The 13,904-nt window shown below is 75.0% G+C and carries 9 protein-coding genes and 1 pseudogene; 6 read left to right on the top strand and 4 right to left on the bottom strand.

Annotated features, from left to right (window positions below):
* The first annotated feature begins 41 nt into the window (after positions 1-41).
* Positions 42-1,013, top strand: a complete 972-nt coding sequence (locus ACZ7LB_RS15925) for a hypothetical protein (protein WP_471468626.1) — start codon at positions 42-44, stop codon at positions 1,011-1,013.
* Entirely contained in the window at positions 1,010-3,388 is a 2,379-nt protein-coding gene (locus ACZ7LB_RS15920; protein WP_471468625.1) for a lanthionine synthetase LanC family protein, read from the top strand. Before ACZ7LB_RS15925 ends, ACZ7LB_RS15920 begins: the two co-directional genes overlap by 4 nt.
* Before the next feature lie 263 nt (positions 3,389-3,651).
* Here the strand turns inward: ACZ7LB_RS15920 and ACZ7LB_RS15915 are convergent, their stop codons facing one another.
* From ACZ7LB_RS15915 to abc-f, 3 genes are all read right to left on the bottom strand, one after another.
* The gene (locus ACZ7LB_RS15915; RefSeq protein WP_471468623.1) at positions 3,652-4,782 is read right to left on the bottom strand and encodes an alpha/beta fold hydrolase; all 1,131 of its coding nucleotides are present in this window, start codon (positions 4,780-4,782) and stop codon (positions 3,652-3,654) included.
* A 631-nt stretch (positions 4,783-5,413) separates the two neighbouring features.
* Positions 5,414-6,634, bottom strand: coding sequence for an MFS transporter (locus tag ACZ7LB_RS15910; protein WP_471468621.1), 1,221 nt, complete (start codon positions 6,632-6,634; stop codon positions 5,414-5,416).
* A 275-nt stretch (positions 6,635-6,909) separates the two neighbouring features.
* Positions 6,910-8,562: a ribosomal protection-like ABC-F family protein gene (gene abc-f / locus ACZ7LB_RS15905; protein ID WP_471468619.1), complete on the bottom strand. Its 1,653-nt coding sequence runs from the start codon at positions 8,560-8,562 to the stop codon at positions 6,910-6,912.
* A gap of 289 nt (positions 8,563-8,851) precedes the next feature.
* Between abc-f and ACZ7LB_RS15900 the strand changes: the two are divergent.
* Together ACZ7LB_RS15900 and ACZ7LB_RS15895 are read left to right on the top strand one after the other, a co-directional pair.
* A pseudogene (locus ACZ7LB_RS15900) lies at positions 8,852-9,599 on the top strand (alcohol dehydrogenase catalytic domain-containing protein); the annotation flags it as partial.
* A gap of 659 nt (positions 9,600-10,258) precedes the next feature.
* Positions 10,259-11,269 (top strand): TolB family protein, encoded by a 1,011-nt coding sequence (locus ACZ7LB_RS15895; protein WP_471468618.1) that lies wholly within the window; start codon positions 10,259-10,261, stop codon positions 11,267-11,269.
* A gap of 145 nt (positions 11,270-11,414) precedes the next feature.
* On the opposite strand, the gene ACZ7LB_RS15890 is transcribed toward ACZ7LB_RS15895, so the two are convergent.
* On the bottom strand, positions 11,415-12,116 hold the full coding sequence (locus tag ACZ7LB_RS15890) for a bleomycin resistance protein (protein ID WP_471468616.1): 702 nt from the start codon (positions 12,114-12,116) through the stop codon (positions 11,415-11,417).
* 609 nt (positions 12,117-12,725) lie between these two features.
* On the opposite strand from ACZ7LB_RS15890, the gene ACZ7LB_RS15885 reads away from it, so the two are divergent.
* Entirely contained in the window at positions 12,726-12,944 is a 219-nt protein-coding gene (locus ACZ7LB_RS15885; protein ID WP_471468614.1) for a hypothetical protein, read from the top strand.
* Positions 12,945-13,548: 604 nt separating this feature from the next.
* The coding region (locus ACZ7LB_RS15880; protein WP_471468612.1) for a tectonin domain-containing protein at positions 13,549-13,904 on the top strand (356 nt) is incomplete at its 3' end.

Here is a 13,904-nt window from a genome sequence, read left to right as displayed (position 1 = left end):
TGCTCGTCCCGGCCGCACCGGAGGACGGCACGATCAAGGCCGTGAGCCCGTCACTGGGGAGCCTGTTCGCACGACTCGCCGCTCCGTGCCGGCTGCCCTCACCGGAGTGGCCCGCTCTCGACGGCGAGGCACTCGGCGACCTCGTCGGCGCCGAGGTGCTCGAAGTCCGTGTCGCCGGCCGGTTCGTGACCGGCGTGGACGCCCTCGCCCGACTGGCCACCGACCGCCCGGCCCCGCCCGTCGGCCGCCTCGCCACCCTGTCCCGCGACGCGATCGCCCACGCGGAGTCGCTCCACCTCGACGCCCAGGCCGACATCGCCGCGCGGCTGTACGCGTTCCACCGGACGGCGATCCGCCCCGCCTGGCGCACCACCGCGTACGGCGACGCCTTCCGCGCGCGGATGCGGCGTGCCGCGCCGCACCGACCGGGGCCGCGCTGGAGCGAGAGCGTGAACCACCCGTGGCGCACCCTCCGCCGCCGCGACCTCCCGGCACGCGCCGGACGGACGACCCCGAAGCTCTACGTCAGTCCCACCCCCGGCCACCTCGCGGACACCGTGGCCGCGGCGGTCCCGCTGATCGCGGAGGCCGACGGGGTCATCGGCTGGAAGGTGGCCGACAGTGTCGGCGCGACGGCCCGGCCCGACAAGTTCGTGGTCTACCTCGAATCCGAGCGGACCCTGCGGGACCTGGCCGCGGCGCTCGCGCCGGTTCTGGCCGGAACCGAGGTGCACGGCGTTCCCTTCACCTGTGACACCGGCCTCGACGGGCTGCTCTCCTGGGGGCTCGACCCGGCACCGGCGCCGGACGGCCACCACGCACTCGTCGACAGCTGGCGGACCTGGATCACCGCGCGACTGGCCGGCGGGCTGACCCAGGCCCGGCGCGGCGGGCTGACCGGCCACCGGGCGCACTCCGCCGCGCTGCACCGCGTCCGGGCGGCGGGGGTCGACCCCGCCACATGGCGACCGACGGCGGAGCCCGTCCGCGCGGGGGAACGGAGCGCCCTGTGAAGGCGACGACCGACAGACTGGTCCTCCCGCCCGATGTCACCCTGGCCCCCGCCGGAGACTTCGACCCCGCCGGCCTGGCCGGTCTGGAGGTCGACGAGGGGGACTGGCTCGTCACCCGGCCGGGATCGCGTGCGCGGTCCATGGTCGTCTCCCCGGACCTGGCGGAGCTGTTCCTGGGCTTTCGTACCCCCCGCACGATCCCCGACGCCATCGGCCGGTACGCCGGCGAGCACGCGCTCGACCCGCAAGGCGTCCTCGACGCCTCCTGGCCGGTCCTGACCCGTTTCCTCCACGCCAGGTGGCTGGTCCCCGAGGACTCCCGTCTGAGCCGGGAGCTCGCACCCTGGTACGCCCCGGGTGCCTCACTCCCGGGCCACACGGTCGAGGCGTGCGTCCACATCACCGACGACACCCAGGTCTACCGCGTGCGCACGGCCACGGGAGCCCTCCGCGCGATCAAGGCGGTCGACGCGACGAGCGGCCGCTGCGTCGCCGCGCTGGAGCGGGAAGGGCGCGTCCTTCGACGCCTGGACGGTTCCCCGGGTCCCCGCTTCCTGGGGCTCGGCGACGACGGGCGACACCGGTTCCTGGTCATGGAATGGTGCGAGGGCACGGACATCACCCGGGCGGTCGCTCCCGTCGGCGGGGACACGGGCTCACGCCGGACGACGCGCGACCTGCTCCTCGCGTTGCTGTCCGCGTACGCGACGCTGCACGATCGCCGGGTGCTCCACGGCGACGTCCACCCCGGGAACGTCCTGGTCGACGCCCGAGGAACGGTCAGAGTCCTGGACTTCGGGCTCGCTCGGCTGCTCGACGAGCCCGGCACCCGGGTCCCCCGCGGAGGGGCGCCGGAGTACTTCGACCCGGACCACGCCCGAGCCGCCCGCGCGGGCGGACCACCGCCCGCCGCGACCGCCGCCGCGGAACAGTACGCGCTGGGAGCGCTCTGCTACCGGGTGGCGACCGGTCGGGACTACGTGAGCTTCCCGCCCGAGGCGGACCGGTTCCACGAGCGGATCGTGCGGACACCGCCCCGGTCGTTCGCCGAGGCGGGCGCCGTCCCGTGGCCGGAGCTGGAGGACGTGCTCCGCCGCGCGCTGTCCAAGTCCGCCGGCGCCAGGTTCCCTTCGGTGGCCGCGATGGCGACGGCGGTCTCCCGGGTGGTGCTCGACGGGCGGCCCGCCGGGCGCCCCCCGGTGCCGGTCGTCAACCGCGCGGACCGGCTGATCGGGAGCGTGGGCGAGCGGATCGACCCGGACCGCCGTCTCTTCGCCGAGGGGCCCGCGACCGGTCCGCGGGCGACCTTCACGAACGGTGCCGCGGGGATCGCCTACTACCTTCTGCGCCTGGCCCTGCTCGGAGGAGACCCCGCGCCGCTCGCCGCGGCCGACCGGTGGGCGGAGCGCGCCGCCCGGTCGGCCCGGGAACCGCGGGGGCTGTACGACGAGGGCGCGGGCGTCGGCCGGGACGTCGTCGGCTCGGTGTCCCCCTACCACACCGGGTCGGGAGTCGAACTGGTGCGAGGTCTGGTCGCCCACGCCCGGGGCGACACCCGGACGCTCGTCGGTGCCGCCCGGGCCTACCTGGGATTCATGGACGAGCCCGACCACGGCACGGATCCGACCTTCGGAACGCCCGGCGTGCTCGCCGGCTGCCGGCACCTCGTGCGGTGCCTGCGGGAGACCGAGCACCCGGACGACGCGACGGCGTCCGTACTCGCGCAACTGACCGGCCGCGGCGACGTGTTCGCCGACCACGTGCTCCGGAGCGCCCTGCGGCACGGGCACGGGGACCGTCATCCGGGTCCCCGCTACACGGGTGCCGCGCACGGCTCGGCCGGCCTGCTCCACACGCTCATGGCGTGGTGGGAGGTCACCGACCGCGACGCGGACGGCGACATCGTGGGGCCCCTCGCCGAACTGGCGGACCTCGGCGTACGGCGCGGGAGGGGGCTGCGGTGGCCCGTGCGCACCCACCAGGCGACGCCGTCGTACATGAACAGCTGGTGCCACGGGTCTCCCGGCCATGTGTATCTCTGGAACGCGGCACACCGTCTCCTGGGCGGTACGGCCCATCACGACCTCGCCGCCGCCGCCGGGTTCGCCACCGTCGACGACGGGGGAGCCAACACCTCGCTGTGCTGCGGCCGGGCCGGACACGTCTTCGCGCTGCTCCACATGTACCGCTCCACGGGGGAGCGGCACTGGCTCGGGCTCGCTGCGGAACGACTGCACGGCGCCCTCATCGACCGGGAGTCGTCCCCGTCGGGGGCCGGGTCGAGCCACAGCCTCTTCCGGGGCGACGTCGGGCTCGCCCTGGCGGCGGTGGAGATCGAGTGCCCCGACGAGGCGAGATTCCCGCTCTTCGAGTAGCGCGGTCGTCCCGGGTCCGGACGGTGGTGGCCCTGCCGCGGCGAGGGCGCGGGCGATCGAGGGGGAGCGGTTCCCCGGGCGAAGCGCCGGGTTCCCCGGGTCCGGCGTGCTCCGGAGCCGGCCCTGACGACGGGAGAGCGCGCTCCTGAACCTCGTGACCGGAACCACCGCAAGCATCGGGGGCGCGTTGGCGAGGGAGTTGCGCGCGGGCGGTGCGGGGCCGTCGGGGGCCGAGCCCTGACGGCCCGCCGGGGCGGCCCGGTTCAGGGTGCCGGGCTGAAGTCGCCGTTCTCGTCCATCACGAAGCTGCCCTGGCTCTTGCCGTCGACCTTGGTGTGCTTGAGCCAGTACTTCGACAGGTTGTGCAGGTTCTTGTGCTGGGTCTCCCAGGGCATCGAGTGGCCGGCGCACTTCACCGTGACGAGGAGCTTGTGCGGCCCCTTGATGGCGTCGTAGAGCGCGGGGACGTGGAAGTCGAGTGCCGGGTTGGTGCTGGGCGGTGTGGTGTTGGCCGTCTGGTCGTGCTCGCCGTGCACGATCAGCGCGGGCACGCTGCCGCCGAGGACGCCGTCCTGCCCCGCGGTGGTGGTGTTCCAGCCCCATGTAACGAAGTTCCGGAAGCGGCTGACGCCCGCCGGCTGTCCGGAGGGCAGGATCTTCCCCCAGCCGCGGCCGATCGGGTCGTTCTCCATGAGCGCGTTCCAGGCGACGTCGACCATGCCGGGCTCGTGCTGGTTCGGGCACTTCATGGCCAGGGCCTGTTCGATGCTCGCGTGGGTGAGCACATGGGTGGGGAAGCCGGGCACCGGCAGGGTCGGCGGGTTCGAGGGCCCCTTCGGAGGGAAGATCGGGCCGAGGAGGAACAGGCTCTCCACCTTCCCCGGGTTCCTGATCGCGTACGGCCCCATGGCGAACGCCGCCGCCGACCAGCCGATGAAGGCGACCTTCGCGACGCCGCGCTTGTCGCGGATGTACTCGACGACGGTGCCGAGTTCGTCCTGGTCGCTCTGGGAGTTGGTCAGGACGAACGGGTAGCTGGGCGGGCGCGGCCCCTCCAGCGGGGGAGTGACGGCGGCCTGCTGGCCGGGATTGACATTGCAGGGGTCGTCCATCCGGGGCCGCGGCGACCGGCCGGAGCCCTGCAGGTCCATCATGAAGACGTCGTACCCGGCCTGGGCGAGGGCCTTGCCCCACGCGTACGAGGTGTGCTGGAGGTCGTAGCCCGCCAGCGCCGGCACGCTCCTGCCGTGCAGCATGAGGACGACCTTGCGGTCCGCGGGCGGACCCGAGGGCGAGCCGTCGTGTTCCCTGACGAACAGCTCCACCTTCTGGCCCGCGTTCGCGGGGACGGTCGATGTGTGAGGGACCGCGTGGTCGGTCGTGGTGATGGCCATGAATGGGTCTCCTTCGGTCGGCCCGCTCGCCGGTCGTCCCCTTCGGACCAGGGTCGGTCAGGTGTGCGGCCCCCGCCACAGCACGCCCGCCGCGCGTGTGTCACCCCGTCGCCCCACGACCCCACCGGGCTGCGGCACGATCCGCGGCGGGGGCGCCCGTGGCCGCCCGGGCTGCGCGTGACGGCTCACGGCGCGCCGTCGCCGCTCGCCCTCGTCCGCCCGGGCGCCGAGGACCGGTCACGGCGTCCCGTCCGGTCGGAACGGCCGGAGCGCACCACGTCGACGCACGGGTGTGACACCCGCTGTCCGAGGCCACCGTCGGGCCTCGGCCGCGTGAGCGGGATCGCGCTCCGGGGAGTCGCTCGTGCGGCGGGCGCGCCCGCCGGTCCGCGGCGCGCGCCCGTCACGAGCCGGCCCGCCCCGGTTCGGAAGCGGGCCCCGCCCGGGAGGATGTCGCGGCCCCGCGCGTTTCCGGAGGGACCGTCGGCGTGGGAGCAGGGCGGTACGGAGGGCCCGCCCGACACGGTTGGCGGGCCGATCGGCGTCCGGCGGGCAGTGGCCACGTCCGCCGGTGGCGTTGCCGCCGCCGGCATCGGTCAGCCTTCCGGAGTCCCGGGCGGTGCCGCCGCCGTCACCGCCGCCGGTCGGGCCCGCCTCGGGCGGTGGCGGGTGAGAGCACGGCCGCGAGCAGCATCAGCAGCATGACGGGCAGCATCGCGGCGCGCAGCCCCCGGTGTTCGCCGAGCAGGCCCAGCAGCGGCGGCCCGGCCAGCAGCGCGATGTAGCCGATCCGGGAGGCGAGGGCGATCCGGGCGGTGGTGTCCGGGCCGGACTCACCGGCCGCGGAGAGCGCCAGCGGGAACCCGAGCGAGGTGCCGAGCCCCCACAGCAGCACGGCGCAGGCCGCGGCGGCCGGGACGTCCACGAAGGACACCAGGGCGATCCCGGCCGCGGTCAGCAGCGCACCCGTGCCCAGCACCGCGGGACGTCCGAAGCGGGTGACCACGGGGCCGCCGGCGAACCGGCCCACCGCCATGGTCGCGGCGAACCCCGCGTAGACCGCCGATCCGAGACCCGTCGGCATGCCGTGGCCGTCGACCATCAGCAGCGGCAGCCAGTCGGTGGCGGCGCCCTCGGCGAGCGTCACGCCGAACACCACGCCGCCGATCATCAGCAGCCGGGGGTCCAGGAGCAGCCGGTGCCCCCGGGAACCGCCGGCCCCCGGCCCCGCTCCCCGGGGCGGCGCTCCGGGGCCCGGCTGCGGGCGGCCGAGACCGGGGCGGAGGCCCGGCACCGCGCAGGCGAACAGGGCGGTCGCCAGCAGCAGTGTCGCGGCCAGATGCCAGGACACCGGCATGCCGACGACCGCTCCGGCCACGCCGAGGCAGGCGCCGATCACGGTGCCGAGGCTGTAGCAACCGTGCAGGGCCGGGAGCACCGGTCGGCCGAACTCCCCTTCCACCAACGCCCCGTCGACGTTGCTGGCGACCTCGGACAGGCCGATGCCCGCACCGATGAACGCCAGCCCGGTGGCCACCGCCGGGGCCGAGGCGGTGGCCGCGCCCAGCGCGGCGGCCCCGACACCGGCCAGTACCAGGCCCATGCCGGCCAGGATCACCGGACGGGTGGCGAACCGCGCCACCAGCGCGCCCGCCACCAGGATGCCGAGCATCGAGCCGATCGACATGCCGAACAGGACCAGGCCCATCTCCGCGGTGGACGCCCCCAGCCGGTCCCGTACGTCGGGGGTGCGGGTCACCCAGGTGGCGAGCGACAGCCCGGGTATCGCGAAGCAGAGTTGCAGGGACCGGCGGTGACGGCGGACCACCGGGGCCGGATGGAGCGGCTCCATGAGCGGGGGATCTCCAGGAAGGAACGGTCGGCGTACCCGCGCACCCTAGCCGTGACGTTTCTCCTCGCCGCGGCCGGGAGGCACCGCCCGCCGGGAACGCTCCGCCGCGACCCCGGCGCGGCGGACTCGAAACCGGCGCCACGGCCGCCCCCGCGTCGGCGGTGCTCGCGGAGCCGCCGTGGACGGGCCGGAGGGCGCCGCCGGGGAACCGCCTCCCGGCGGCGGCCCGTGAGCGTGCGACGGGTTCGAGGACGCGCCCTCCGCGCTGGGCCGGGTCAGCGCCCGCGGCCGGCGTGGAGTTCCAGCCGCTCGGCCTCGAAGCGCGCGCGGAAGTCGCGGTCGTGGGAGACCGCGACCACCGCCCCCGGGAACGCCGTGAGGGCCGTCCTCAGCTCCTCGGCCAGGTCGAGCGCGAGGTGGTTGGTCGGTTCGTCGAGGACGAGGAGGTCCGCGGGCCGGGTCACCAGCCGTGCGATCTGCAACCGTCGCCGCTGCCCCACGGACAGGGCGGCGACGGGGACGTGCAGGTCCTGGTCGCGGAACAGGCCCAGGGACAGGAGACGTTCGGCGTGCTCCTCCGGCGGTCCGGGCCGCCCGGCGGCGAACGCGGCGAGCAGCGGCAGCCGGGTGGTGTGCGCGGGCAGGTCCTGGGCGAGGTAGCCGGTCCGGGCGGGGCGGAGCACCGTTCCCGCGTCCGGCCGCAGGTCCCCGGCCAGGACGCGGAGCAGCGTCGACTTGCCCGCGCCGTTCGCACCGGTGACGAGCAGGCGTCCGCCCGGCCCGAGGGCCAGGCGCCCGTCCAGGCGCAGCCGTTCCCCGACCCGTACGCCGTCGAGCGCGGCGAGTGTGCCCCGAGCCGGTCCGTCGCTCGCCGACGGCGGCGCCGTCGTGAACCGGAGCGGTGCCGGCGGCTTCGCCACCGGGTCGCGCCGCAGCCGGTCCAGACGCTCCCGCACCGAGCGCACCTGCCCGCCGAGCTTGGCCTCGCTGGAGCGGCGGTGCTTGCCGAAGCCCTGCTTCGGGTCGCGGCCGGTGGTGGTCAGCCGCCTTCCCGCGGCCTCCAGCAGCTCCTCCGCGCGGGCCACCTCCTCGGCCCAGTCCGCGTACCGCTGCTCCGCGCCGCGCCGGGCGGCGGCCTTCGCGGCGCGGTAGCCGGCCCATCCGTCCCCGTACCGGCGCACGGTGCGCTCGTCCCGGTCGACCTCCAGGACCGTGGTGGCGATGCGCTCCAGGAAACCGCGGTCGTGAGTGACCGCGACGACGGTGCCCCGGTGTGCGCGCAGGTGCTCCTCCAGCCGGCGCACGGCCGCCGCGTCGAGGTGGTTCGTGGGTTCGTCCAGGAGCAGCAGTTCGGGGGCGGCGGCCAGGGTGCAGGCGAGCGCGAGCCGGGACCGCTCGCCGCCGGACAGCGAGCCGAGCGGACGCTCCCGGCTGACCCCGGCCAGCCCGAGTCCGTGCAGGGCGGCGTCCACACGGGCGTCCGCCGTGTATCCGCCGCGCTCCTCGTAGGCGTTCAACAGCCCGCCGTACGCGTCGAGTTCCTCCCGGGAGGCGCCGGCGAGGGACTCCTCCGCCGCACGGAGGCCCCGCTCCATGCCGCGCAGTTCGGCCAGCGCGAGGTCGACGGCGTCCCGCACGGTACGGTCCGCGCCGAGGTCAAGGGTCTGGGTGAGATGGCCCGTTCCGCCGGGGAACCGGACGGTGACCTCCCCGGCGTCCGGCGGCTCGGCCGCGGCGAGCAGCCGCAGCAGGGTGGACTTGCCGGAGCCGTTCTCCCCGATGACGGCGGCCTTCTCGCCCGGCCGGACGCTGAAGGAGACCTGGTCGAGGACGGTCCGGGTGCCGTACGACTTGGTGACGGACCTGACGGACAGCTGGGCGGCGGCGGGGACGACGGAGGGCAGGGCGGGATGGGCGCGGTCGCGCATGGGGCTTCCCCGGGAGTACGAAGGGTCGACGGGCGGCAGAGACGGCGGCGGGGCCGTGCCCGGACTCAGACGAAGAAGAGGAAGGCCATGACCCCACCCTAGCAAGACGAGACGTCTCGCCTCAACTCGTAGTGGAGGTGGGTCCGTGTTCCGCGGAGGGCGCCGTCGACCGCCCCGACGAGCGGCCTCCCGCCCCGGTCCGCCCTCCACGCGTCCGTGCCCGGCCCCGGAGGGCCCCCTCCCGTGCCGGAGGCGCGTTCCCGGCGCGGGGAGCCGGGGCGGTCGGTTCATCCGCGTCACCAGCAGCGGCCCGTGCGGCTCCGGCCCGTACCTCCATGAGGTGCTCATCCCGTTCATGACCCCCGGCGACATCCTCGGCCACGAGCCCATGGGCATCGTGGAGGAGGTCGGCTCCGAGGTCACGCACATCGCTCCCGGAGACCGGGTGGTGGTCCCCTTCCGGATCGCGTGCGGTCACTGCCACAGGTGCGGGACCAGCCCGCCCACCCGGTGCGAGAGCACACAGGTCACCGCCGAGGGCATGGGAGCCCAGCTCTTCGGCTGCACCCGCCTGTACGGTGCCGTTCCCGGCGGCCAGGCCGAGTACCTGCGGATGCCGCAGGCCCGGTTCGGGCCGGTCAAGGCGGACCACGGACCGGCCGACGACCGCTTCGTCCACTTCCCCGACGGCCTGCCCGTCGCCGGGCAGGCCGTCCGCTACGCCGACGTTCCCAGGGGAGGCACCCTCGCCGGCCTCGGCCCCGTCGGCGACATGGCCTGCCCGGATCGCCCTCGTCCAGGGCGCCGGACGGGTGTTCGGCGCGGACCTCGTCCCGGAACGCCTGGAACGGGTCCGTGCCCAAGGCGTGGAGACCTACGAACTGCGCCCCTTCGACGCGGAGAAGGCCCTGGTCGCCGCCTTCCAGGACGGGACCGACGGGCGCGGCCCCGACGCCCTCATCGACACGGTCGGCGCGGAGGCGCACGGGGGAGCCGCCGCCGGACCGGCGCAGCGGGCCGTGGACGTCCTGCCCCGCCCGCCCGGCGCTGCGGGGACGGGCCGGCCGGGCACCGGGCGGAGGCCGAGCCTCCCTAGGCGCGTTGTGGTCCCTGTCCGCCCGGGCCGTTGACGGGACGAGCGGCGGGGCGGTTTGCTCTGCTGCGCGCGGCGGGCGCCCGGGTCCGGGCGGGCCGCGACGGCGCGTGGCGGGGCGGACCGGAGGACCGGCCATGGCTGGTGGGGGGACGCCGAGGACGGGCGGGAAGGCGGCCGACGGGCGGTCGCCGGCCCGGCGGGCGGTCCGCGGCGGCGGGGTGCCGGCGGTGGCGCTCCTGCTGGGCGCCGGGACGGTGCTGCCGGCGGCGGCCGATCCGGGTGGGTCCGTGCGCACGGTGCCGGGAATCACCCAGCGGGTGTCCTACGGGCCGGGCGGCAGCCGGCTCGACGCCCCGGCGCTGGGCGGCGGCGTGAGCCGGGACGGGCGGTACGTGCTCTTCTCCTCGGCGGCGGACGATCTGGTGCCCGGGGACACCAACGGCATCGAGGACGGGTTCGTGCGGGACACCTGGACCGGGCGCGTCCAGCGGGTCACCGTGGGGCGATCACGGCCGGCAGCTCACCGCCGAGCGGCTCGGCGGCGCCTCGCTGAGCGCCGACGGACGCTACGTCGCCTTCGACTCGGCCGAGCCCGGCCTGGTGGACGACGACACCGACACCCGCCACGACATCTTCGTCTTCGACCGGGTCACCGGCCGTACCGTACGGGCCACCTCCGGTCCCGACGGCGGCGGGTTCGACCCGGCGATCAGCGGCGACGGCCGGTACATCGCCTTCTCCCCCACCCGCGAGCTGGACCTTCCCGGCGGGCGGCGGGGGCATCAGAACGTCTTCGTCCTGGACCGCAGGACCGGCACCACCCGGCTGGCCAGCATCACCAGCAAGGGCGCGGTCCCCGTCCACCCGTCCCGGGCGGCCACCATCAGCGACGACGGGCAGCGCGTCGCCTTCATCGCCCGGACCAGCAACCTGCCGACGGACGACCCGTGGGACGACACGGAGGAGCCCGAGGAGACCGCACGAACGCCGGAGCTGCGGACGGACGGGATCGACGCGGGCACCGACCCCTCCCTCCGGAAGCCCACCCTCTACCCGCTCCGGGTCTTCGACCAGGCCACCGGCCGGGTGCGGACCGGCAGCAGGGGGCCGGAGGGACAACTCGGCGCCGCCGGCGGCCGTATCGCCCCGGACGGGCGGCACGTCGCCTTCATCGGCTGGGAGATCGACGAGCGGCCCGGCACCCCTTCCGGGGGCCTGCTGCGCCACCGCTACGTCGCCTACGTCCACGACCTGCGGTCCGGGAGGACGACCGAGGCGGGCCTGACCGCCGACGGCGGGGACGGCAACGGCCAGGACACGACGATCATCACCAGCGGCGACGGCCGCTGGGTCTACTTCACCTCCTCGTCGGACGGCCTGGTGCCCGGTGACACCGACGGGCGGCCCGACCTCTTCCGTCACGACCTGCTCACCGGACGCACCGGGATGATCTTCGACCTCGGGGACGCGCCGGACGAGGCGGGCGCCGTCACGGGTGTCGACGGCCATGGCACCGCGCTCGTCGTCGCGGGGTCGGACGACGCGTTCGGGTACCCGGGGGACACCAACGGGCACGACGACGTGTTCGTCCGCCGGGTGCTCCCCTGGTGACCCCCGGCCCCACGGAGTGCGCCGCCCGCCCGCCGGACGGTGCCGTGGTCCACACCGGCGGTGAGGTCCGGGACGGCCGGGGCGCGTAGGCCGACGCCGTCCGATGCCCCCGACAAGCCCGTCCGGCAGACGGTTCGGCACCCTCTCATTCCTTCAGCTCGGCAAGGCGCTCCAGGTCGTCGCGGGCCGACTCCCGCTCCTGGAGGGTGAGGCGGATCGCGGTGGCCCGGGCCACCGCGGACCTCACGGTCTCCTCGTCACCGAGGCGTCCGGCGACGTCAGCCCGCAGCACGAGGAGGCGGAGCGCCTGCGCCGGCGCGGGCCGCCGGTCCTCGGCGCCGAGAATCCGGTCGATGACCCTCGCGGCGCCCTCGGGATCCTCCTTCGAGTCCGCGAGCAGGGAGGCGTGGTGGAGGGCCCGGGAAACGGGTTCGTCGGGGGCGGGGCGATGGTGCTGGTCCCGGCTCGTCGGCCGGCCGACGCGGAGGCAGTTCCCGCCCGGATCGGTCACGAGGAACTGCCGCATGCCGTAGGAGGTGTCCCTCAGTGGCCCGATCCGCGGGAGCCCACGGGTCGGGATCCTCCCGTACGCCTTCTTGAGCCGGGCCCGGAAGGCGTCGTGCAGCCCGTCGACGTCGTCGGTGCGGATGTAGCAGGTGCTGTGGGACTCCGTCGGCTCGTACCGCTTCATCGCGAAGAAGTGGAGCTGGATGCCGCCGAGCTCCACGACCGCGTACGGGTTGGGGCTCTTCTGCCGGAAGGTCTCCGTGAACCCGAGGACGGTGTAGAAGTCGAGAACGGGCTGGATGGTCCGGCACGGCAGGATCGGGATGGTCGTCTCGCTCATGCCGGGAGTCTAATCAAATTTGATTAGTCGGGGACGGGTTCGCTTCGGGGCGTCCCGTGCCGCCCGGGGTGATCCGGGCGGTGCCGGGGTGTCCTCGTCCGCCGGTGGCCGTGCCGACCTCCTCGGCCCGGTGAGGGCCCAAAGGGGTCTCCTCGCTCGCGCGGGCTTCTCGGACGTGTTCAGATCGTGGCATCTGAGATCTTTCCGGCATGTCGCCCGCCCCGTCGCTCCTGCTCGGAACGCGGGCCGACTCGAAGCCGAACCATGGAGGACGGGTTGATACGGAAACGCATGGCCCTGCTGCGCGGTGCCGCCCTGCCGGTGCTGGCCGCCGCGGTGTTCACGGGAGTGGTGGCGCCCCAGGCCGCGGCCGACGAGGGGGGCGACCACGGGACGGGGAACGGCTGCCCGAGCAGTTGTCCGCCCGGTGAGCCCGGCCCGCCCGGCCCGCCCGGGCCTGCTGGTCCTGCCGGGCCTGCCGGGCCTGCCGGGCCTGTTGGTCCTGCCGGGCCTGCCGGGCCTGCCGGGCCCGCTGGGCCCGCTGGGCCTGCTGGTCCTGCTGGGCCCGCCGGACCCACCCTGCCGACCGAGATCGTCCACACGACCCACATGCTGGTGTCCGGGCTCAACACGGGAACCGCCACCTGCCCGGAAGGGACGGCCATCACGGGTGGTGGGCTGAGGACGCCGCTCGGGGGCAACAACCTCACGGTCCAGGTGTACGAGTCCTATCCGTCCGCCGGTGACACATGGACGGTGTCCTTCAACAACTCGGCGGGCACCTCGGGTTCCTACGAGGTCTACGCCGTGTGCCAGCCCGTGAGCTGACCCGGCGGACCGGCGGCGAGGCCGTGATCCCGCGTTCCGGCCGCCACGGCGGCACCGTGGCGGCCGGAGGCGTGAGCGGGGGGCGAGGGCGCGTGCCACCCCGTCGGACGCGGGTGCCGTCAATCGGGCGTGCGGGCAAGGCTGGTGGGGCCGTTCCCGGCGGCGGCGCCGACGGGCGGCTCGGTAGCGGGACTCTTCCGTGGCGGACTCGGGCCGCACGCGTCCGGTGGCGTGGGGCAGATGAACGCGGGGGGCGCACGTGCCGGGGGCTCGGCAGCCGCCGTTCCGGAGCGAGGCCGGGCGAGGGCGGGCGCCGTTCCGGCTCCTTCCGTGCGGGTTCGGCCCCCCGGCGGTCGGTCGCGCCCCGTTTCGGGGCGTCGGGCGTCAAGGGGGGCGCCGTGGATAACCCACAGGCGGGACCTCTGTTCCGGTCACCCTTGGTGAACCACTGGGCCGTGCCGGTCCGGTCCGGATGTGTGCCCATCCGGTAAACACTTCTTTCCGGACAAAGGCAGGATCGTGCCACAAGTCCGTGTGAATGCTGAATCGTTCCGTCGCGGGAGGGTCTCCGCAGAGCAGTCCCAGACGGAAAGGGGCCGGTGAAATGGCCGACTGGAAGCAGATCAGCGGTGCGCTCGTCCGGATCTCGGCGGGGTCGCGGACCAATGTGTGGGGTGTCAACGCGGCCGGGAACATCTACCGTTACACCAACAACGACGCGAGTCCGTGGGTGCAGGTGCCCGGTGCTCTGGCGGACATCGGGGCGGCGGCGGACGGCACCGTGTGGGGTGTCAACTCGGCGGGGAACATCTACCGCTACACCGGCGACGAGGACAGCGGTCACTGGAAGCAGATCCCCGGCGGGCTCGTCCGGATCTCGGCGGGGTCGCGGACCAATGTGTGGGGTGTCAACGCGGCCGGGAACATCTACCGTTACACCAACAACGACGCGAGTCCGTG

It is taken from the genome of Streptomyces sp. NPDC107521 (genome assembly GCF_055598485.1).
This window is presented reverse-complemented; position numbering and strand designations above follow the sequence as displayed.